General features: G+C 64.3%; 20 protein-coding genes. 18 read left to right on the top strand and 2 right to left on the bottom strand.

Annotation, left to right across the window (positions count from 1 at the left end; translation table 11 throughout):
• The first annotated feature begins 1 nt into the window (after position 1).
• The 4 genes from cobU to cobO all read left to right on the top strand — a co-directional run bounded on the left by cobU (position 2) and on the right by cobO (position 6,379).
• Positions 2–526, top strand: a complete 525-nt coding sequence (cobU, locus tag ACOZK4_RS20320) for a bifunctional adenosylcobinamide kinase/adenosylcobinamide-phosphate guanylyltransferase (protein WP_421593469.1) — start codon at positions 2–4, stop codon at positions 524–526.
• 4 nt (positions 527–530) lie between these two features.
• Positions 531–1,580 carry a cobalamin biosynthesis protein CobW gene (cobW, locus tag ACOZK4_RS20315; RefSeq protein ID WP_421593468.1) on the top strand — a complete coding sequence of 350 codons (1,050 nt, stop codon included), beginning with the start codon at positions 531–533 and terminating at the stop codon, positions 1,578–1,580.
• 316 nt (positions 1,581–1,896) lie between these two features.
• Positions 1,897–5,661, top strand: coding sequence for a cobaltochelatase subunit CobN (gene cobN / locus ACOZK4_RS20310; RefSeq protein ID WP_421593467.1), 3,765 nt, complete (start codon positions 1,897–1,899; stop codon positions 5,659–5,661).
• A gap of 76 nt (positions 5,662–5,737) precedes the next feature.
• Positions 5,738–6,379 carry a cob(I)yrinic acid a,c-diamide adenosyltransferase gene (gene cobO, locus ACOZK4_RS20305; RefSeq protein WP_421593466.1) on the top strand — a complete coding sequence of 214 codons (642 nt, stop codon included), beginning with the start codon at positions 5,738–5,740 and terminating at the stop codon, positions 6,377–6,379.
• A 6-nt stretch (positions 6,380–6,385) separates the two neighbouring features.
• Here the strand turns inward: cobO and ACOZK4_RS20300 are convergent, their stop codons facing one another.
• Positions 6,386–7,189 (bottom strand): TSUP family transporter, encoded by an 804-nt coding sequence (locus ACOZK4_RS20300; protein WP_421593465.1) that lies wholly within the window; start codon positions 7,187–7,189, stop codon positions 6,386–6,388.
• Between the two features lie 148 nt (positions 7,190–7,337).
• Between ACOZK4_RS20300 and ACOZK4_RS20295 the strand changes: the two genes are divergently transcribed.
• From ACOZK4_RS20295 to ACOZK4_RS20265, 7 genes are all read left to right on the top strand, one after another.
• Positions 7,338–8,387: a serine hydrolase domain-containing protein gene (locus ACOZK4_RS20295; protein WP_421593464.1), complete on the top strand. Its 1,050-nt coding sequence runs from the start codon at positions 7,338–7,340 to the stop codon at positions 8,385–8,387.
• A 201-nt stretch (positions 8,388–8,588) separates the two neighbouring features.
• Positions 8,589–9,074, top strand: a complete 486-nt coding sequence (locus tag ACOZK4_RS20290; protein ID WP_421593463.1) for a cobalamin biosynthesis protein — start codon at positions 8,589–8,591, stop codon at positions 9,072–9,074.
• Positions 9,074–9,916 (top strand): uroporphyrinogen-III C-methyltransferase, encoded by an 843-nt coding sequence (gene cobA / locus ACOZK4_RS20285; protein ID WP_421593462.1) that lies wholly within the window; start codon positions 9,074–9,076, stop codon positions 9,914–9,916. Before ACOZK4_RS20290 ends, cobA begins: the two co-directional genes overlap by 1 nt.
• The gene (locus ACOZK4_RS20280; RefSeq protein WP_421593461.1) at positions 9,913–11,217 is read left to right on the top strand and encodes a cobyrinate a,c-diamide synthase; all 1,305 of its coding nucleotides are present in this window, start codon (positions 9,913–9,915) and stop codon (positions 11,215–11,217) included. Before cobA ends, ACOZK4_RS20280 begins: the two co-directional genes overlap by 4 nt.
• The gene (cobD, locus tag ACOZK4_RS20275) at positions 11,214–12,221 is read left to right on the top strand and encodes a threonine-phosphate decarboxylase CobD (protein WP_421593459.1); all 1,008 of its coding nucleotides are present in this window, start codon (positions 11,214–11,216) and stop codon (positions 12,219–12,221) included. Before ACOZK4_RS20280 ends, cobD begins: the two co-directional genes overlap by 4 nt.
• A 3-nt stretch (positions 12,222–12,224) precedes the next feature.
• Entirely contained in the window at positions 12,225–13,205 is a 981-nt protein-coding gene (gene cbiB, locus ACOZK4_RS20270; RefSeq protein ID WP_421593457.1) for an adenosylcobinamide-phosphate synthase CbiB, read from the top strand.
• A 152-nt stretch (positions 13,206–13,357) separates the two neighbouring features.
• Positions 13,358–13,786 carry a L,D-transpeptidase gene (locus ACOZK4_RS20265; protein ID WP_421593455.1) on the top strand — a complete coding sequence of 143 codons (429 nt, stop codon included), beginning with the start codon at positions 13,358–13,360 and terminating at the stop codon, positions 13,784–13,786.
• A 10-nt stretch (positions 13,787–13,796) separates the two neighbouring features.
• Here the strand turns inward: ACOZK4_RS20265 and ACOZK4_RS20260 are convergent, their stop codons facing one another.
• On the bottom strand, positions 13,797–14,522 hold the full coding sequence (locus ACOZK4_RS20260) for a Crp/Fnr family transcriptional regulator (protein WP_313532468.1): 726 nt from the start codon (positions 14,520–14,522) through the stop codon (positions 13,797–13,799).
• A gap of 210 nt (positions 14,523–14,732) precedes the next feature.
• On the opposite strand from ACOZK4_RS20260, the gene hemN reads away from it, so the two are divergent.
• From hemN to ACOZK4_RS20225, 7 genes are all read left to right on the top strand, one after another.
• Entirely contained in the window at positions 14,733–16,082 is a 1,350-nt protein-coding gene (gene hemN, locus ACOZK4_RS20255; protein WP_421593454.1) for an oxygen-independent coproporphyrinogen III oxidase, read from the top strand.
• A gap of 130 nt (positions 16,083–16,212) precedes the next feature.
• The gene (locus ACOZK4_RS20250; protein ID WP_117366351.1) at positions 16,213–16,491 is read left to right on the top strand and encodes an acyl carrier protein; all 279 of its coding nucleotides are present in this window, start codon (positions 16,213–16,215) and stop codon (positions 16,489–16,491) included.
• 121 nt (positions 16,492–16,612) lie between these two features.
• Entirely contained in the window at positions 16,613–17,095 is a 483-nt protein-coding gene (locus ACOZK4_RS20245; protein ID WP_313532471.1) for a 3-hydroxyacyl-ACP dehydratase FabZ family protein, read from the top strand.
• A gap of 1 nt (position 17,096) precedes the next feature.
• Positions 17,097–18,287 (top strand): beta-ketoacyl-ACP synthase, encoded by a 1,191-nt coding sequence (locus ACOZK4_RS20240; protein WP_421593453.1) that lies wholly within the window; start codon positions 17,097–17,099, stop codon positions 18,285–18,287.
• 10 nt (positions 18,288–18,297) lie between these two features.
• Complete coding sequence (locus ACOZK4_RS20235; protein ID WP_421593452.1) at positions 18,298–19,584, top strand: beta-ketoacyl-ACP synthase; 1,287 nt, start codon at positions 18,298–18,300, stop codon at positions 19,582–19,584.
• Between the two features lie 13 nt (positions 19,585–19,597).
• Positions 19,598–20,626 (top strand): zinc-binding dehydrogenase, encoded by a 1,029-nt coding sequence (locus ACOZK4_RS20230; protein ID WP_313531889.1) that lies wholly within the window; start codon positions 19,598–19,600, stop codon positions 20,624–20,626.
• Between the two features lie 10 nt (positions 20,627–20,636).
• Positions 20,637–21,566, top strand: a complete 930-nt coding sequence (locus ACOZK4_RS20225; RefSeq protein ID WP_421593577.1) for a lipid A biosynthesis lauroyl acyltransferase — start codon at positions 20,637–20,639, stop codon at positions 21,564–21,566.
• Positions 21,567–21,763: the final 197 nt, after the last annotated feature.

The following is a 21,763-nucleotide window of genomic DNA, read 5'->3' as shown; positions in this document are numbered from 1 at the left end:
TATGAAACAGACATCGCCCGGAGCCGTCCTGGTTCTGGGCGGTGCGCGTTCCGGAAAGTCCGCTTTCGCCGAAAGGCTGGTCGCCGAGACCGGCCTTTCGCGTCATTATATCGCCACCGGCCGCGCCTGGGATTACGAGATGCGCGAACGCATCGCCAAACACCGGGAAGATCGCGGAAAAGGCTGGGAAACGCACGAGGAACCGCTTGCGCTGGCGGCCTGCATCAAGGATGTGGCGCGCGAGGATCGTGCGGTCCTCGTCGATTGCCTGACGCTTTGGCTCACCAATCTGATGCTGGAGGAGCGGGACATCGCACAGGAATTCGCCGGCCTTTTGTCGGTCGTCAAAGAGGCGCCGGGCCGGCTGGTCTTCGTATCGAACGAAGTCGGCCTCGGCATCGTGCCGGAAAATCGCATGGCGCGTGACTTTCGCGACCATGCCGGGCGGCTGCACCAGCAGTTCGCGGCCCTCGTACCGGAAGTCTATTTTATCGCGGCCGGACTGCCGCTGAAAATGAAGGGTTGAGCCTATGCTGCAACAGAAGATCCCCGCCACCGTCATCACCGGCTTCCTCGGGGCGGGCAAGACGACGATGATCCGCAACCTGCTGCAGAATGCCGGCGGCAAGCGCATCGCGCTCATCATCAACGAATTCGGCGATCTCGGCGTCGATGGCGACGTGCTGAAGGGCTGCGGCGTTGAGGCCTGCACCGAGGACGACATCATCGAACTCACCAACGGCTGCATCTGCTGCACCGTCGCCGATGACTTCATCCCCACCATGACGAAGCTCCTGGAGCGCGAAAACCGTCCCGACCATATCGTCATCGAGACCTCGGGCCTTGCGCTGCCGCAGCCGCTGATCGCCGCCTTCAACTGGCCGGAAATCAAGACGCAGGTCACGGTCGATGGCGTCATCACCGTCGTCGACAGCGCCGCCGTCGCCGCCGGCCGTTTTGCCGACGACCATGACAAAGTGGACGCGCTGCGTGTCGAGGACGACAATCTCGACCACGAAAGCCCGCTGGAAGAACTCTTCGAAGACCAGCTCACCGCCGCCGATCTGATCGTCCTCAACAAGACGGATCTTCTCGACGCCGCCGGTGTGCTTGCGGTGCGTGACGAAGTCGCCTCCCGCATCGCCCGCAAGCCCTCGATGATCGAGGCGAAGAACGGCGAAGTCGCCGCCGCCGTCCTGCTCGGCCTCGGCGTCGGCACGGAGGACGATATCGCCAACCGCAAGTCGCACCACGAGCTGGAGCACGAGAACGGCGAGGAGCACGATCACGACGAGTTCGACAGCTTCGTCGTGGAACTGCCGGCGATTGCCGAGCCTGCCGCCTTCATCGAGCGCCTGAAGGGCGTGATCGCCGAACATGACGTGCTGCGCGTCAAGGGCTTTGCCGATGTGCCCGGCAAGCCGCTGCGCCTGCTCATCCAGGCCGTCGGCACGCGTATCGACAATTACTTCGAACGCGCCTGGGCCGCCGGTGAGACCCGCGGCACCCGCCTCGTCGTCATCGGCCTGCACGACATGGACGAGCAAGCCGTGCGCGCTGCCATCGCCGCGGCGGTGTGATTTTCGGCATGAGCGTGCAGCAGTCCCCTTCGTCCTCGTTTCCGGTGTGGCCCGGCCATGTCTGGCTTGCCGTGCCGGTGGATCCTCGGGTCAAGCCCGAGGATGACGGTGGGGAGGAGGGGCTGCCGGCCCGCAATGTACCACGTCGCCTGTGGCGTGGTAACCAATGGTGGTGGATGAGGCCAAACGCGCGTACGAAACAAGAAGTGCGCGCAGGCCTGCCGTTTGGGACAGGTCTATTCCTCCCCACTCCGTCATCCTCGGGCTTGACCCGAGGATCCACCCGCACGGCACGCCGGCAAAGGGGAGGCGCCGCATGCATCTCCTGCTAGCCCAGAAGGGCACCATCGCCGATGGCAAGGAGGCGATCGACCTTGCCCAGACGCCGGGTGACATCCTCTTCCTCACCGCCGCCGATACCGAACTCGCCGCTATCGCCGCAGCCCATCGCGCGCGCGGCACGGATACGCGCCTGCGCCTCGCCAGCCTCGCGACGCTGTCGCATCCGATGTCGGTCGATACCTATATCGAGCGCACGGCGCGTCACGCCAAGCTCATCGTCATCCGCGCCCTCGGCGGCGCCAGCTATTTTCGCTACGTGCTGGAGGCCTTGCTGGCGACATCCGTCGCCAACGATATCAAGCTCGTGGCATTGCCCGGCGATGACCGGCCGGACGACGGCCTGGTTCCCTTCAACCGCATCGACGACACCGACCGCCAGAACCTCTGGGCCTATCTCAACGAGGGCGGTGCCGACAATGCGGATCGCTTCCTCACCTATGCGGAGGCCGTTGCCTTCGGTGGCGATAAGCCGGAGCCTGCGATGCCGCTCGAAAAGGCCGGCATCTGGTGGCCGGGGCGGGGTGTTGTGGATGTGGAGATGTGGCGGGAAGAGGCCACGGGTAGAATGGTAGCGGCGGAGGGATTCGAACCGCCGACGGCTGCGATCTCTTTCTACCGCGCCTATATCCAAAGCGGCGAAACCCGCCCGGTTGAAATGCTGATCGAGGCGCTGGCGGCCGAGGGCATCCGCGCCCTGCCGCTTTTCGTCTCCAGCCTCAAGGAACCCGTTTCCATCGAAACGGTCCGCGCAGCCTTCGCGGAGATCCGGCCCGAAGTCGTGCTCAATGCCACGAGCTTCGCCGTCTCCGCCCCCGGCGCCGGCCGCAAGCCGACGGTGCTGGACGAGACCGGTGCGCCGGTGTTGCAGGTCGTGTTCTCCGGTTCCTCGCGCGAGGCGTGGGAAGCATCCGGACAGGGGCTGACGGCGCGCGATCTCGGCATGAACGTCTCGCTGCCGGAGGTCGATGGCCGCGTGCTCTCCCGTGCCGTCTCCTTCAAGGCCGCCGCGCGTTACGACGAGCGCGTCGAAACCAACATCGTCAGCCTCGACCCCGTCGAGGACCGCATCCGCTTCGTGGCGAAACTTGCCGCCGGCTGGGCGCGGCTCAGGCGGGCAAAGCCGGCCGAACGCCGCATCGCGCTGGTCATGGCGAACTATCCGAACCGCGACGGCCGGCTTGGCAACGGCGTCGGCCTGGATACGCCGGCCGGCACAATGGAAGTGCTGCGCGCTATGGCTGCGGAAGGCTATGCGATCGCCGATCTGCCGGAGGATGGCGACGCGCTGATCGCCCATCTGATGGCCGGTCCGACCAATGCGGCGAGCGACGGCCGTGAAATCCGCGAAACGCTTTCGCTGAATCATTACAAGGCTTTCTTCTCGTCGCTTCCCAAATCGATTCGGGACGAAATGGCCGCCCGCTGGGGTGCGCCGGAAGACGATCCCTTCGTCACCGGAGACGTCTTTGCCCTGCCGCTCGCTCGTTTCGGCGAGACGCTGGTCGGCATCCAGCCGGCGCGCGGCTACAATATCGATCCGAAGGACACCTATCATTCGCCGGATCTCGTGCCGCCGCACGGTTATCTCGCCTTCTATGCCTTCCTGCGCCTGCACTATGGCGCGCATGCCATCGTGCATATGGGCAAACACGGTAATCTCGAATGGTTGCCCGGCAAGGCGCTGGCACTGTCGGAGGCCTGTTATCCGGAGGCCGTGCTCGGCCCCGTGCCGCATCTCTATCCCTTCATCGTCAACGATCCCGGCGAGGGCACCCAGGCCAAGCGCCGCTCCGCCGCCGTCATCATCGACCACCTGACGCCGCCCTTGACACGCGCCGAGACCTACGGCCCGCTGAAGGACCTCGAAGCGCTCGTCGACGAATATTACGATGCCTCCGGTGGCGACCCGCGGCGCATCAAGCTCCTGACGAAGCAGATCCTCGATCTGGTGCGCGATATCGGCCTCGACAGCGATGCCGGCATCGGCAAGTCGGACGGCGAAGAGGCGGCGCTGCAAAAGCTCGACGCCTATCTCTGCGACCTGAAGGAAATGCAGATCCGCGACGGCCTGCATGTCTTCGGCGTGTCGCCGGAGGGGCGGCTTCTCACCGATCTGACGGTGGCGCTCGCCCGCGTGCCGCGTGGTCTGGGCGAGGGCGGCGAGGCGAGCCTGCAGCGGGCGATCGCGTTGGATGCTTTGGGCGGCACGACGTTCGATCCGCTCGACTGCATCAGTTCCGATGCGTGGAGTGGGCCGCGCCCCGATATGCTTGCTGAGCAGCTCGATGCGCCGTGGCGTAGCAATGGCGACACGGTGGAACGCATCGAGCTTCTCGCCGCAAAGCTGGTGGAGGGCACGCTGGCCTGCCCGGACGGTTGGACCGCCACCCGCGCCGTGCTCGACACGATCGAGACCTCCATCCGCCCCGCCATCGCCGCCTGCGGCCCGGCCGAAATCTCCGCGCTGATGCGCGGCCTCGATGGCCGCTTCATCGAGCCCGGCCCCTCCGGTGCGCCGACGCGCGGTCGGCCGGACGTGCTGCCGACGGGGCGCAATTTCTACTCCGTCGACAGCCGCGCCGTGCCGACGCCGGCCGCCTGGGAACTCGGCAGGAAATCCGCCGAACTGATCGTCACTCGCTATGCGCAGGACCACGGCGAATGGCCGACCTCCTTCGGCATCACCGCCTGGGGCACGTCCAACATGCGGACCGGCGGCGATGATATCGCGCAGGCCATGGCGCTGATCGGCGTCAAGCCGACCTGGGACATGGCCTCGCGCCGCGTCACCGGCTTCGAGATCATCCCGCCCGCTATGCTGCGCCATCCGCGTGTCGATGTGACGCTGCGTATCTCCGGTTTCTTCCGCGATGCCTTCCCGGAGCAGATCGCGCTCTTTGACCGCGCCGTGCGTACCGTCGGAGCCCTCGATGAGGACGACGCGGACAATCCCATCGCCGCCCGCATGCGGGCCGAAGCGGCAGCGCTTGCGGCAAAGGGGGCTTCTGAAGCGGAGGCCGCCAAACAGGCCGGTTTCCGTATTTTCGGCGCGAAGACTGGTGGTTATGGTGCCGGCCTGCAAACCATGATGGACGAGGGGTTGTGGACGGATCGCGGTGATCTCGCCGAAGCCTGGCTCGAATGGGGCGCGCATGCCTATGACGGCGAGGGCGACAGCGCGCCCATGCGCGAGCGGCTGGAAGCGCGCATGAAGAGCCTGCAAGCCGTGATCCAGAACCAGGACAGCCGCGAGCACGACCTGCTCGACAGCGACGAATATTACCAGTTCGAGGGCGGCATGGCGGCCGCCGTGCAGCATATCTCCGGCCAGCAGCCGGTCATCTATCATAACGACCTGTCGCGCCCGGAAAAGCCTGTCGTGCGCACGCTGGAAGACGAGATCGGCCGCGTCGTGCGCGCCCGTGTCGTCAATCCGAAATGGATCGATGGCGTCATGCGCCATGGCTACAAGGGTGCCTTCGAGATCGCCGCGACGGTCGATTTCATGTTTGCCTTCGCCGCCACGACGGGCGCGGTGAAGGACCATCATTTCGAAGCCGCCTATCAGGCCTATGTGCTGGATGAGCGCGTGCGCGATTTCCTGATGCAGAAGAACCCGGCGGCGCTTGCCGAAATGGCGGCGCGTTTTGCCGAGGCGATCGACCGGGGCCTGTGGACGCCGCGCTCCAATTCCGCGCGTTTCGAACTGGATATGCTGGGTGCCCGCAAGGCGTCCTAAAGCAATTCCAGCAAAAATGCGAAGCGGTGTTGCGTCCGGAATTGCGCCCACAAAAAGAGTAGGGAAGGAAACTAAAATGACCGAGAACCACGACGAAACCGCCGGTATGACCGAGGCCGAGCTCGCCCGCCATTCGGAGAAGATGGCGAAGAAGAAGAACGCCCGCGAAAAGATCATGGCGACGAAGACCGACGAAAAGGGTCTCATCGTCGTCCACACCGGCAAGGGCAAGGGCAAGTCGACCGCCGGCTTCGGCATGATCTTTCGCCACATCGCCCATAAGATACCCTGCGCCGTCGTGCAGTTCATCAAGGGCGCGTGGGCCACAGGAGAACGCGACCTGATCGAGGCGCATTTTGCAGATATCTGCCAGTTCTATACGCTGGGCGAAGGCTTTACCTGGGAAACGCAGGACCGCGCCCGCGACGTCGCGATGGCTGAAAAGGCCTGGGAAAAGGCTAAGGAACTGATCCGCGACGAGCGCAATTCCATGGTGCTGCTCGACGAGATCAACATCGCCCTGCGCTACGACTATCTCGACGTCAACGCGGTGATCGACTTCCTGAAAACGGAAAAGCCCTACATGACCCATGTCGTGCTGACGGGCCGCAATGCCAAGGAAGAGCTGATCGAGATCGCCGATCTCGCCACCGAGATGGAACTTCTGAAACACCCGTTCCGCTCGGGCATCAAGGCCCAGCAGGGCGTCGAGTTCTGACGCCTTTTACCAGCCGAGCCAGACGCGCAGCGGATGGCTCGGGTCGGCCATCAGTCGGATGGCGAGCGCAATCGAGGTGACGACGAGCAGCGGCTTGATGATTTTCGCGCCGTTCTTCATGGCGACCCGCGAGCCGGCCTGCGCGCCGAGGAACTGCCCGGCGCCCATGACGAGGCCGACCTTCCACAGGATGACGCCGTAGAACAGGAAGACGGCGAAGGCGCCGACATTCGAGCCGAAATTCAGGAGCTTGGTGTGCGCCGTCGCCTTCAGCACGCCGAAGCCGGCGAGCGTCACGAAGGCCAGCATGAAGAACGAGCCCGTGCCGGGCCCGAACACGCCGTCATAGAAGCCGATGGCCGGCACGATCGTGACGGTGAAGAGGAAGACACTCATGCGGCGGTGTTTGTCGACATCGCCGATATTCGGCTTCAGGCCGAAATAGACGGCGATCGCCACCAGCAGGAAGGGCAGGATCGCCTTCAGCACATCGCCGGGGACGATGGCGGCGAGCAGCGCGCCGAAGACGGCGCCGAGCGCCGAAAGGGCCGCCATCGGCAATTGCTCCGACAGCCGCACATGGCCGGCGCGCGCATAGGCAAGCGTCGCCGAGCCCGAGCCGAACAGCGATTGCAGCTTGTTGGTGCCCAACGTTTCCAGTGGCGGGATGCCGGCGATCAGCATGGCGGGAATGGTGATCATGCCGCCGCCGCCGGCGATGGAATCGATGAAGCCCGCGAGAAAGGCCGCGAAAAATAGGAAGACGAGGATGTGGAGGGCGATATCGGCCAAGGCGGGACTCGGGGACATTGGGAAACGGTGTTTCCCGATTTCTGTCAGACTGCGGGGGTAAAAGCAAAGCCCGCCTGCTTCAACGCTCTTGTGCTCCATGCGCAACGCGGATCAAACGGAAGGCGAGCGGCATTGTAGGGTGATCCTGCAACGAAGAGGTGAGGCGATGGTGGAAACGGAGTGGACGAAGGGTGCGGCGGAGGCGGCGGGCTTCGATGCCGGTCTTGAACGCAAGCTGCTCGCCGGTATCGAATCGGGCCTGATCCGCGATGTGCATGCGGTGTTGATCAACCGCGGCGACAGGCTGGTGCTGGAGCATTATCGCGCCGGGCCGGATGAGAGCTGGGGCAGGTCGCTCGGCACCGTCGCCTTCGATGCGCAGACGCTGCACGATCTCCGCTCGATGACGAAGAGCGTCACGAGCCTGCTGTATGGCATTGCGCTCGACCGCGGCCTTGTTGCGCCGCCCGAAGCGCCGCTTCTGGCGCAGTTTCCCGAATATGCCGATCTTGCTGCAGATCCGGCCCGCGCGGGCCAGACGATCGGCCATGCGCTTTCCATGACGCTCGGCCTTGCCTGGGACGAGTACCGGTCCTATGCCGATCCCCTCAACAGCGAGATCGCCATGGAGAATGCTCCGGATCGCTATCGTTTTGCGCTCGAACAGGCGGTGATGCAGGCGCCGGGCACGCACTGGACTTATTCGGGCGGTGCCACGGCGCTTGTCGGTGCGATCATCGAACGCGGTACGGGGCAGCGGATCGATGATTTCGCCCGCGAGGCGCTGTTTGCGCCGCTCGGTATTTCGCATTTCGAGTGGCTGAGCGGGGCGGATGACATTGCCTCGCCGGCATCGGGCCTGCGCCTCACGGCCCGTGATCTCCTGCGCATCGGCCGCCTCGTGCTGGACGGCGGACGCGTCGGCGAAAGGCAGATAGTGTCGCGTGCATGGATCGACACCGCGCTTACGCCGAAAGCCACGACGGATGACGGTCTCGGCTACGGCTATTTCTGGTTTCTCGGCGAGGCGCCGGTTCTGGGTGTGCCAAAACCCTGGATGGCCGGTTTCGGCAATGGCGGCCAGCGGCTCTGGTTGATGCCCGAGGCGGACATCGCCTGCGTCATCTTCTCCGGCAATTACAATGCGCCGGATGCCTGGGTGTCACCGACACGTCTCTGGCGAGAAATCATTCTCGCCAATCTGACGAACCTCTAGGGCGTGGCGCAATCCGGCATGGCCCATGCCGCAATCCGGTTTGACCGGCCCGTCGCCCTCCGGTACTAAGAAAGCTGCGACGGTGCCCGCTGGGCGGGCCGAGCGGTGTCCGGTGCGGCCGACCCAGACGGGGCCAGAACCGGAACTGTCGGAAGACGGCAAAGCCGGGCTCTTTCGCGTGGAATTTTGCGAGAGACCGCCATGCGCGCTGAGGCCCCATCCCCCGGAACCGGACGTTTTCTCGTCCTCGGCCTCGGCTGCGAACGCGGCACCCCGCCATTGGAACTTCTCGACCTTTCTCTTGCGGCGCTCGCGCGCCTTGGCGCCGCCCCGGAAACGGTCGCCTTCGTCGCCTCGCTGGATGTGCGGGCGGAAGAGCCTGCCATGCATGCAGTCGCCCGGCATTTTTCCGTGCCGCTGGTGACATTCTCGGCAGCACGCCTCGAAGCCGAGACGCCGCGTCTCGCCAATCCCTCGGATATCGTCTTTGCCCATACCGGTTGCTACGGCGTTGCAGAGGCGGCGGCACTTGCGCAGGCGGGGCGTGGTGGGCGGCTGGTTGTGGAGAAAACCAAGTCGGCGCATGCGACCGTCGCAATCGCCGAATCTTTCCAGTCGCTTGCCGTCCTTTCTTCGGTAAGCGATTCCGCTCCTTCGCATAGTGATTCAAGCCGGGAGCATGCGTGATGCAGACCCTTTTCTCCGCCCTCCCGTCGATGGAAAAAGGCAGCGTCTGGCTCGTCGGCGCCGGCCCTGGCGATCCCGGCCTGTTGACGCTCCATGCGGCCAATGCCCTGCAACAGGCCGATATCATCGTGCATGACGCACTGGTCAATGCCGAGTGCCTGTCGCTTGCGCGCCCCGGTGTCCAGCTGGAATTTGCCGGAAAACGCGGCGGTAAACCCTCGCACAAGCAACGGGATATTTCGCTGCGGCTCGTCGAGTTGGCGCGCGCCGGACATCGCGTGCTGCGCCTCAAGGGCGGCGATCCCTTCGTCTTCGGGCGTGGCGGCGAAGAAGCCCTGACGCTGATCGAGCACGGTGTTCCCTTCCGCATCGTGCCAGGCATTACCGCCGGCATCGGGGGCCTCGCCTATGCCGGCATTCCGGTGACACATCGCGAGGTGAACCACGCCGTCACCTTCCTCACCGGCCACGATTCGTCCGGCCTTGTGCCCGACCGCATCAACTGGGAGGGCATCGCCAAGGGCTCGCCGGTCATCGTCATGTATATGGCGATGAAACATATCGGTCAGATCGCGCAAAACCTCATCGCGAGCGGCCGCTCGGCGGATGAGCCGGTGGCGTTCGTCTGCAATGCCGCGACATCAGAACAGCAGGTGCTGGAAACCACGCTCGGCCGTGCCGAGGTCGATGTCGAAGCCGCCGGCATCGAGCCGCCGGCCATCGTCGTCGTCGGCGAGGTCGTGCGGCTTCGGGCCTCGCTGGATTGGCTCGGCGCTCTCAACGAGGGCCGCAAGCTTGCGCCCGATCCCTTCGGTTCGCGTGACTTCAAGGATCAGGCATGAGCGGTCTGCTCATTGCTGCGCCCGCGTCCGGCTCCGGCAAGACGACGGTGACGCTTGGTCTTGCGCGGGCGCTGGCCGATGCTGGCGTGCCGCTCGTTTCCGGCAAGGCCGGGCCTGACTATATCGATCCCGCTTTCCACGCGGCCGCCAGTCGCCGTGCCTGCCTGAACTACGATCCCTGGGCCATGCGCCCCGAACTCATCCGCGCCAATGCCGCGATGCAGGCGGGCGCGGGTGATTTTCTGCTGGTCGAGGCGATGATGGGGCTGTTCGACGGCGCGGCCGACGGGACCGGCTCGCCGGCCGATCTTGCCGCGACACTCGGCCTGCCGGTCGTCCTCGTTGTCGATTGCAGCCGCCTGTCGCAGTCGGTCGCGGCCATGGTGAAGGGCTATGCCGATTTCCGCAGCGATATCCGCGTGGCGGGCGTCATCCTCAACAAGGCCGGCAGCCCAAAACACGAAATGATGCTGCGCGGCGCGCTGGATGCCAGCGGCATCGAGATTTTCGGCGTGCTGGAGCGGGATGCCGGGCTGGCGCTGCCGGAGCGTCATCTCGGTCTCGTGCAGGCTGCCGAACATGGCGGCCTGGAAAGTTTTATCGCCCGCGCGGCGGAGGCTGTTGCGGCGCGCTGCAACATCGAGCGCCTTATGGCCGTGGCTGCACGCCATGCCTTGCCGCCCCTGCCGGCCATCTCGCTTCTGCCGCCGCTCGGCCAGCATATCGCGATTGCACGCGATACCGCCTTCGCTTTCGCCTACGAGCATCTGCTGCTGGGCTGGCGTGCGGCGGGTGCCAGCCTCTCCTTCTTCTCGCCGCTCGCCGACGAGGCGCCGGCTGCGGATGCCGATGCCGTCTATCTGCCCGGCGGCTATCCCGAACTGCATGCGAAGACCCTTGCCAATGCCGGCCGTTTCCGCCTAGGCATGCAGGATGCGGCGCGCGGGAACGCGCGCATCTATGGCGAATGCGGGGGCTACATGGCGTTGGGGGAAGGACTGGTTGCCGCCGATGGCTTGCGCTACGGCATGCTCGGCCTTTTGCCGCTGGTGACGAGCTTTGCCGAACGCCGCCGCCATCTCGGCTATCGTTTGGTCGCCCCGCTCGCCGGCTCCGGCTTTTCGAAGCCCATGACGGCGCATGAATTCCACTATTCGACGGTGGCGCATGAAGGTGAGGCGGATCGCCTCTTCGCCGTCACCGATGCCATGGGCGACGATCTCGGCACGGCCGGCCTGCGCAGAGGCACCGTCAGCGGCTCCTATATGCATCTCATCGACCTTGCGCCGGAGGCGGCATGACCGCACCGCGCATCGTCCATGGCGGCGGCATCGCGGCGGCCGCCGCACGTTTCGGTGGCCGTCCCGAGGATTGGCTGGACCTCTCCACCGGCGTCAACCCGACCCCCGTCGCGCTTCCTGAAATCGACGTCGCCGCGTGGCACCGTCTGCCGGATCGCCACCGGCAGAATGAGGCACGCGCCGCCGCCGCCCGCTATTACGGAACGCCGAATGCCTTGCCGCTGCCCGTGCCCGGCACGCAATCGGTCATCCAACTCCTGCCGCGTCTCATGCCCGACGACCGCCGCGCCGCGGTGCTGTCGCCGACCTACGGCGAATATGCCCGCGTGCTGGACAATGCCGGTATTGCCGTGGATCGCGTCGATAGCCTCGATGCCGTCACCGACGCCCATGGCCTCGTCGTCGTCGTCAATCCGAACAATCCCACCGGACGCCTGTTCGATCGGGAAACGCTGCTCGCTCTTCATGCGCGCGTCTCGGCCGGAGGCGGCCTGCTTATCGTGGACGAGGCCTTCGGCGACATGCGGCCGGAAACCTGCATCGCGCCGCTTGCCGGCAATGCAATGTCCGGCCTTCTAGTCTTCCGCTCCTTCGGCAAATTCTTCGGCCTCGCCGGCCTGCGCCTCGGTTTCGTTATTGGCGAAAGCGCCGTGCTTGATCGCATCGAGGATGGGCTTGGTCCCTGGTCGGTCTCGGGACCAGCACTGACCATCGCGACGAAGCTGATGGCATCGGATACCGGCGCCATCCACGAAACGATCGTGGCACGCAAGGCCGCGCTCGATGCCGCGCTTGCCGAGGGCGGCCTTAATGTCATCGGCGGCACCGGCCTCTTCTCGCTGGTCGAGCACCCGGAGGCCGCGGCCATCCACCACCATCTCTGCCGCCACCAAATTCTCGTGCGCCCCTTCGATTACAATCCGCACTGGCTGCGCTTCGGCCTTGCGCCCGATAGCGCCGGCGACGAGCGTCTTGCCGAGGCCCTTGCGGACAGGGCAGGGTAGGCGATGACCGCGACGCTGCTCATCCTGTTCTTTGCGTTGATTCTCGACCGCCTCGTTGGCGATCCGGACAAGCTGTGGCGGCGCGTGCCGCATCCGGTGGTGCTGTTCGGCCGGGCGATCGGCCTGATCGACAAGCTGTTCAACGGCAAGCGTCTTTCAGCCGATACGAAACGCTTCAACGGCGCGGCCGGCATCGCCGCGCTGCTGGCCGCCAGCTTGTTCTTCGGCTTCATCCTGCATGCATTGCTGGCGCGGCTGGGGCCGTTCGGCCTCGTGCTGGAGGTCGTCATCGTGGCGATCTTCCTCGCCCAGAAGAGCCTGCACGATCATGTGCGCGCCGTTTCCCGAGGCCTCAAGCGCGGCGGCCTCGATGGTGGGCGCCAGGCGGTGTCGATGATCGTCGGACGCGATCCGGCGACGCTCGACGAACCGGCCATCTGCCGCGCCGGCATCGAAAGCCTTGCGGAGAATTTTTCCGATGGCGTCGTGGCACCCGCGCTGTGGTATGCGCTGCTCGGCTTGCCCGGTCTCTTCGCCTACAAGATGCTGAATACTGCCGATTCCATGATCGGTCACAAAAACGCGAAATATCTCGATTTCGGCTGGGCCTCCGCCCGGCTGGACGACCTCGCCAACTGGCCCGCCGCGCGCCTGTCCATCCTCTTCATCGCGGCCGGCGCTTGGGTGCATAAAAGTAAGGCGGCGGCGCGGGCATCCATCGGCACGGCGCTGCGTGATGCAGGCCTTCACCGTTCACCCAATTCCGGCTGGCCCGAAGCAGCGATGGCGGGCGCCGTCGGCATCGGCCTTGCTGGCCCGCGCATCTATGGCGGCGTGCGGGTCGATGAGCCCATGATGAATGCCAGCGGCCGCACGGTCGCAACCGTCGCCGATATCGATCTTTCCTTGCGGATCTTCTACGGCGCCTGCGCCGGACTTGCCGTTTTTGTGCTGCTTCTAGCACTGCTGGCGGCTTTGCTTTGAAAGCGCGTCGGCGCGATCGATAAAATTTTACGCCTTAACTTCGTTTTCTTTTCCCCACCTCCGTCAATATTGCGGAAGGTTGAAACGTCTATATTCTGTCTCGTCGTGAGACATGGCGTGCAAGCCATGCAAAAACGTTTTGAGGGGAAGTCATGCGTACCTTGTTTGCGACCGCGGTCGCGTTCCTTCTTGTCTTGTTCCAGACCGAAGCTGCCCTTTCTGCCAATCTCGTCGCGCAGGTCAGTCTTTCTTCGCAAACCATGGTCGTTACTCAGAACGGCATGGTGAAATATCGCTGGCGCGTCTCGACGGGCCGCAAGGGTTACGGCACGCCGACGGGCAGCTGGTCGGCGAAATGGGCCTCGCGCAACCACCGTTCGCGCAAATACAATATGGCGCCGATGCCGTTCGCGGTGTTCTTCAAGGGCGGTTATGCCGTGCATGCGACCTATGAGACGAAGCGCTTGGGACGCCCGGCCTCGCATGGCTGCGTGCGCCTGCATCCGGACAATGCGGCGACCTTCTTCCAGATGGCCAACCGCAACGGGCTGTCCAATACGAAGATCGTGATTACCCGCTGAGACGAAGGCGTTAGTCGTTGCCGGCGTAGCGCATCAGCCGATCCATGTCGGGAACGGTGACATGCCGGTTGTTCTCGATGCGGATGACGTTTTCCTTGCGCAGCTTGGTGAACTGGCGGCTGACCGTTTCGATGGTCAGCCCGAGGAAATCGGCGATATCGGCGCGGGACAGCGGCAGGTCGAAGGCCGACATGTCGATGCTTTCAGGATCGATATGGGTGGCGATCAGGTAGAGGAAGCTTGCAACCTTCTCCTGCGCCGTCTTGCGGCCCAGCGTCAGCATCCAGTCGCGCGCCTCGTCCAGCTCCTTCAGCGCCTGCTGGTGCAGCATATGCTCCAGCTCCGGCGTCCTCTTGACGAGCCGGTCGAGCACGTTGCGCGGGAAGTTGCAGACTTCGCTGTCGGTGGCTGCTTCCGCCGTGATTGCGCTTTCTGTGAGGAAGGGGCGGCCGAGGAAATCGGGCGCGAACTGCAGGCCGACGATCTGCTGGCGGCCATCCGCCATCACCTTGGTCAGCTTCACCACGCCGCGCATGATGTTGGAATAGTTCACCACCGTCTCGCCCTGGCCGATCACTTCGGCGCCCGTTTCCAGGCGGTGGCGGAAGGAGTGCTTGTTAAGTTCGGTCAGCTGCTCGGTCGTCAATGCGCCGCACACACCGCCGTGGCGCGCCTCGCAGGCCCGGCAGACGACGGGAATATCGGAATTGTGAATATCCTGGCGGCGAACTTCCATAGCGGCTTTTCCTTTCGCCCGGCGGCTAAGCGGCGCAATATTGCCGTGCTACCGCACGCAGCCATGAACATAAAGCGTACCGTCTCGCGGCAAAATAGCGCTTCCTGACTATTGTCAAATCCTAGCGCAACCAATCCGGTTTGCACTTGATCAAAATCAAATGGCATGCGGCTTCTTCGGGTTATTTGCCTTGCAAGCAAGGAGAGACCCATGCAGGACGCACTCGTCGAACGCCTTTCATCGCCGGTTCCGCGCTATACAAGCTATCCGACCGCGCCGCATTTCAACGAAAGTATCGGGCCGGAGGTCTATGCGGACTGGCTGTCGACCCTGACGGCGGCGAGTCGCCTCTCGCTCTACGCGCATATCCCCTATTGCGACCGGCTCTGCTGGTTCTGTGCCTGCCACACCAAGCAGACGCTTCGTTATGAGCCGGTGGAAGCCTATCTCTGGGGTCTTCATGCCGAGATCGCGGCCATCGGCGCGCGTGTCGACCGCGCAACTCTCGTCACCGCACTGCATTTCGGCGGCGGTTCCCCGACGCTTCTGCGGCCGGATGACATGCGGGCGCTGAAAACCTGTCTCGAGGCAAATTTCACCTTTGCCGACGATGCGGAAATTTCCGTCGAGATGGATCCGAACGATCTCGATGACGAAAGACATGACGCGCTTGCCGCAATCGGCATAACGCGCGCCAGCCTCGGCATTCAGGATTTTGATCCCAGAGTGCAGAAGGCGATCAACCGTATCCAGACCTTCGAGCAGACGCGCGGCGTGGTGGAGGCGGCGCGGGCGCGGGGCGTGCGCTCGGTCAATTGCGACATTCTTTATGGGCTGCCGTTCCAGACGATGGAAACGCTCGCCGAAACCGTCCGTGCCGTCATCTCGCTGGCGCCCGATCGTATCGCCCTCTTCGGCTATGCGCATGTGCCGTGGATGAAGAAGCACCAGACGATGATCGATGAGGCGGCTTTGCCTGGCATTCTCGCGCGGTTCGAGCAGATGCGGATGGCGGGGGAGATGCTACTGGCGGCGGGCTATGAGGCTGTTGGAATCGACCATTTCGCTTTGCCCGCCGACCGCTTAGCGGTTGCCGCCCGCAATGGCACGCTGCGCCGCAATTTCCAGGGCTATACGGATGACCAGGCCGATGCCCTGATCGGGCTCGGCGCGTCGGCCATCGGGCAGCTGCCGCAGGGCTATATCCAGAACATGCCGGCGACGGGCGAATATCTGCGCCGGGCAGAGGAGGGCGGCCTTGCCGCGGTGCGCGGCTATGCCCTGACTGACGAAGACCGCGCCCGCGCCTATGTCATCGAGCGTGTCATGTGCGATTTCGGCTTTTCCTTCGCGGATGTCGCTGATCGGTTTCCGGCATTTGCCGCCGTCATCAGGGGCGAGGCGAAGGCCTTTGCCGCCTCCGACAGGGATGGTCTCTGCCGCATCGAAGAGGGTGGCTTCCGGCTGACGCCGACGGGCCGACCCTTTGCCCGTACCGTCGCTGCGGTCTTCGATGCGCATCTGGCAAGCGGTCGCGGTCGGCATTCCGTTGCCGTATGAGGCCTGATGCGGCCATGTTGTTTGCGCAACACAGCCGTGTGCACTACGCTGGTCCCTCATCAAACCCATTGGCAATCGCGTCCGTTTTCCCTATAGGATCGGCCCAACTATAGATTCATGAGGTACGGGCGTGACTGCTACATTCGACAAGGTTGCCGACATCATTGCTGAGACGAGCGAGATCGATCGCGAGACGATCACGCCCGAGAGCCACACCATCGACGATCTTGGCATCGACAGCCTCGACTTCCTCGACATCGTTTTTGCGATCGACAAGGAATTCGGCATCAAGATCCCGCTGGAAAAGTGGACGCAGGACGTCAACGAAGGCAAGGTCGCGACGGAAGAGTATTTCGTCCTGAAGAACCTCTGCGCGAAGATCGACGAACTGCGGGCCGCCAAGGCCTGAGGCGAGACCGCCCGGCCGCGCTAAGCTGCTCTGTTCCGGACGATCCCGGTGCACAGGACACATGGCCTGCCGTTTTCGGCAGGCCTTTCGATTTCCGGAGCCCGCCAGGGACGACAATCCGATGTTGCTTGAATATTTCCAGATGATCGACCGCGTGGAGGCCGTTGACGGCGCGCGCCGCGTGCTGAAAGCCCGCTCGGTCGTTCCTTCCAAGAGCCCTGTCTTCGAAGGGCATTTTCCAGGCATGCCGCTCGTTCCGGGCGTGCTGCTCATCGAAACGATGGCGCAGGCCTCCGGCTTCCTCGTGCTCGCCGCCACCGATTTCGCGGCCATGCCCTTTCTGATGAGCGTCGACGGCGCCAAGATGCGCACCTTCGTCGAGCCGGATGCGGTGCTCGACATCGAGGCCGTGCTGGAGCATGACGGTTCGGGGTATGCCGTGACCAAGACGCGGATTACATCAGCCGGCAAGAAGGTCTGCGATGCGCAATTGAAGCTGCGCACCATGCCCTTTGCCGAAGTGCCGCTGGCGGACATCGTTCGCAAGCGGGCGGGCGAGGTGGGTTTGTTCGAGGCGCTCGCAGCGTCGGCGGAAGGAAAATAAGATGGCCAACAACGATGTGGTGATCACGGGCGTCGGCATCGTCACCTGTCAGGGTGTCGGGGCGCAGGCGCATGTGGCGATCCTCGGTGCCGCGAACGCGCCGGACACTAAGATCGATACGGAACGCTTCGCGCCCTATCCGGTGCATCCGATGCCGGAAATCGACTGGAACCAGCAGATCGCCAAGCGCGGCGACCAGCGCCAGATGGAAAACTGGCAGCGTCTCGGCGTCTTCACCGCCGGCCTCGCGCTGGACGATGCCGGCTTCAAGGACAATGCCGAAGCCTGCGGAACTATGGACATGATCGTCGCGGCCGGCGGCGGTGAGCGCGACATCGCGGTCGACTCGCTGATCGTTGACGAGGGCCTGAAGCGCAACGACCGTGAACGCCTGCTCAATGAGAAGCTGACGACGGAACTGCGTCCGACGCTGTTCCTCGCGCAGCTCTCCAATCTGCTCGCCGGCAATATTTCCATCGTGCACAAGGTCACCGGTTCCTCGCGCACCTTTATGGGCGAGGAAGCCGCCGGCATCAGCGCCGTCGAGACGGCCTTCCACCGTATCCGTGCCGGCCAGTCGACGCACACGCTGGTCGGCAGCGCGCTGGTGGCGGAGCGGCAGGACGTCATCCTGCTTTATGAGGCCATCGGCGCCCATGCGACCGGCGGCTGGACGCCGCTCTGGTCGCGTGATGAGAAGGCCGGCGGCGGCATCATTACCGGAACGGCCTCGGCCTTCCTGATCCTCGAATCCCGCGAACATGCGCAAGCCCGTGGCGCGCGCATCTATGCGACGATCGACGCCATCGGCGGCGACCGTGGTTCGCGCGACGAAGGCCGGCTGGAAGCCCGGCTCGATCGTCTCGCCGAAGGTGCAGATGCCGAGGGAACCGTCGTGTTCTCCGGTGCATCGGGCGCGCATGAGACGACGGCGCGTGAAAAGGCATGGCTCGGCCAGCGCTTCGCCGGCAGCGCGGTGCGCGGCTACAGCGCCGTGACGGGGCAGGCGCTCGAAGCGCAGTTCCCGCTCGGCCTTGCGCTGGCCGCGCTGACGCTCGGCGCCGGCGTCAAGGCCGCGCCGTTCGATGCGACGTCCGAAACCGCGATGGCGGCTGCGGCCAGGACGGCCGTCGTCACGACGGTCGGCCATTCGCGCGGCGAGGGCGTCGCAATTCTTAGCGCAGAGAAGTGAGGGTCCGGCCATGACGAATGCCGCTTACAGGGATCATCTGGGTCGCCCCATCGTCGCCGTCACCGGCATGGGCGTCGTCACCTCGCTCGGACAGGGTCTCAAGGACAACTGGACCGCGCTGACGGGCGGCGTCTCCGGCATCCACGGCATCACCCGCTTCCCGGTCGATGGGCTGAACACTCGCATTTCCGGCACGGTCGATTTCATCACCGTGCCCACGGAAAATCCGGTCGAGCGCTCCTATGCCTATGCGCGTGAAACGACGGACGAAGCGCTGGCGCAGGCCGGCATCTCCGGTGACTTCGGCGGCCCGCTGTTCCTCGCCGCCCCGCCGATCGAGCCCGACTGGCGCGAGCGTTTCGAACTCGCCGACCGCGCGCCGGCCTCGCAGCGTCCAGGCGATGCCTATGACCGCTTCCTCGCCGTTCTGCGCGACAAGCCGGAACCGGCGCTGCACGAAGCCTGGGCCTTCGGCTCGATCTCCGAGCGCCTTTCCGACCGCTACGGCACGCGCGGCCTGCCGGTGACGCTCTCGACCGCCTGCGCCTCGGGCGCCACGGCCATCCAGCTCGGCGTCGAGGCGATCCGCCAGGGCCGCACCGACCGTGCGCTGACCGTCGGCACCGATGGTTCTGTGACGGCCGAGGCTCTCATCCGCTTCGCGTTGCTCTCCGCGCTTTCGACCCAGAATGACCCGCCGACCAAGGCCTCCAAGCCGTTCAGTAAGGACCGCGACGGCTTCGTCATCGCCGAGGGTGCGGCGACGCTCGTGCTGGAATCGCTGGAATCAGCCATTGCCCGCGGCGCCAAGGTGCTCGGCATCCTCAAGGGCTGCGGCGAGAAGGCCGACCATTTCCACCGCACGCGTTCCTCGCCGGACGGCGGCCCGGCCATCGCGACGATCCGCGCGGCCTTGGAAGATGCCGGTATCGACGAGAGCGGCATCGGCTACATCAATGCGCACGGTACTTCGACACCGGAAAACGACAAGATGGAGTATCTCTCCATGTCGACCGTTTTCGGCGACAAGCTTGCCGGCATTGCGGTCTCGTCCAACAAGTCGATGATCGGCCATACGCTGACGGCGGCCGGTGCGGTCGAGGCGGTGTTCTCGATCCAGACCATGCTGACCGGGACGCTTCCGCCGACCATCAACTACACGAACCCCGACCCGACGATCCAGCTGGACGTGGTGCCGAACGTGAAGCGCGACAAGCAGGTTTCGGCGGTTCTCTCCAACTCCTTCGGCTTCGGCGGCCAGAACGCCAGCCTCGTGATGACGGCCGAGCCGGCCTGATAGGAACAAGACAATGCGTGCCCTCCAGCTTCTCGACGACCGCAAGCTCGAACTGACCGACATCCCGGAACCCGAGGCCCCCGGCCCGGGTGAAGTGACCTTGCGCGTCAAGGCCGTCGCGCTCAACCATATCGACGTCTGGGGCTGGCGCGGCATGGCCTTCGCCAAGCGCAAGATGCCGCTGGTCATCGGCGCGGAAGCCGCCGGCGTCGTCGAAACGCTCGGTCCGGGCGTCTCCAGCGTGCTGCCCGGCCAGCTCGTCTCGATTTATGGCGCGCGCACCTGCGGTCTTTGCAAGCCTTGCCGTGAGAAGCGCGACAATCTCTGCGAACATGTCGGCGGCGTGCACGGTTTCCATCTCGATGGTTTCGCGCAGGAGAAGGTGAACCTTCCTGCCCGCCTGCTGGTGCCGGCACCGCCCGGCGTGGATGCGGTCGCCGCGGCGCTTGCACCCGTCACCTTCGGCACGGTCGAGCATATGCTGTTCGACAATGCCAAGCTTCAGCCCGGTGAAACGATCCTCGTCCATGCTGGCGGCTCCGGCATCGGCTCGGCGGCGATCCAGCTCGCCAAGAAGACCGGCTGCACCGTCATCACCACCGTCGGCTCGAACGACAAGATCGAGAAGGCCAAGGCGCTTGGCGCCGACCACGTCATCAATTATCGCGAAGACCGTTTCGAGGGTGTGGTGCGCAAGCTGACCAAGAAGAAGGGCGTCGACGTCGTCTTCGAACATGTCGGCAAGGACACCTGGGCGGGCTCCATGCTCTGCATGAAGCGCGGCGGCCGCCTCGTCACCTGCGGCTCCACCTCGGGCGTCTCGACCGACATGAACCTGATGATGCTGTTCCAGCAGCAGCTGAAGCTGCTCGGCTCCTTCGGCTGCCGCATGGAGAACATGGCGGATGCCATGCAGAAGATGGCGCGCGGCGTCGTGCATCCGGTCATCGATACGGAAGTGACCTTCGACGGCATCGCCACCGCGCTGGAGCGCATGGAATCGCGCCAGATCTTCGGCAAGATCGTCCTCAGACTGGATTGATCTCATGAAGATGCTCGTCACACGCCTCGTCCTGGCGCTGCGCAACACCAAGGACTGGCTGGTGGCGCAGTTCGCCTTCGGCCTGCTCAATCTTCTCAAACTGTTTCCGGCTGACGGGGCGATCAATTTCGCCGACCGTCTGGTGCGCTGGATCGGGCCGAAGACGAGCCGGCACAAGCTGACGCTGACCAACCTGCGCAACGCCTTCCCGGAAAAATCCGAGGCGGAAATTCAGGCGATCGCGCTGGACGCCTGGGGCAATATGGGGCGTCTGGCCGCCGAATATGTCTTCCTCGACAAGCTGTTCGACTTCGACCCGGAAAGGACGACGCCGGGCCGCATCGAAGTGTCGGGCATCCCGCTTTTCGTGGACCTGTGCGACAATCCGCGCCCGTTCATCGTCTTCACCGCTCATAGCGGTAATTTCGAGCTGCTGCCGGTCGCCGGCGCCGCTTTCGGGCTGGATGTGACGGTGCTCTTCCGCCCGCCGAACAACCCCTATGTCGCCGACAAGGTGTTCGAATTTCGCCGTGCGCGCATGGGCCATCTCGTGCCCTCGCATGCCGGGTCCTCCTTCACGCTGGCGCGCAAGCTCGATGCCGGCGGGCCGGTCGGCGTGCTCGTCGATCAGAAGTTCACCAGAGGCCTGCCGACAAAATTCTTCGGCCGCGACGTGCAGACCAATCCGCTGCTGGCCAAGCTTGTGCGCCAGTTCAATTGCGAGGTCTATCCGGCGCGCTGCATCCGCCTGCCTGATAATCGCTACCGGCTGGAACTGGAGCCGGCAATGGACATCCCGCGCAAGGAAAACGGCGCCGTGGATGTCGAGGCGACGGCGCAGATGCTGAATGACAAGGTCGAGCAATGGGTGCGGGAATATCCCGGCCAATGGCTTTGGTATCACGACCGCTGGAATATCAAGCGCACCCTTATTACTTGAGTGCTTATGATTTCTTTCTTTGCGCTCATTTTTGAACGCGTTCATTATTCACAAAACACGTCATTTTATCAAATATGGGTTTGACATCCTCCCCCGCGCTGTTACCATTTTGCTAATGTAAGCGCTTTGGACAGCGGAATTCGGGAGGTGACGGTCAAAATCCTATCTTATTTCCGGACAGATTAAATAATGTAAGT

Origin of the sequence: Shinella sp. M27 (genome assembly GCF_049199905.1) — a bacterium.
Classification (GTDB): Bacteria; Pseudomonadota; Alphaproteobacteria; order Rhizobiales; family Rhizobiaceae; genus Shinella.
This window is presented reverse-complemented; position numbering and strand designations above follow the sequence as displayed.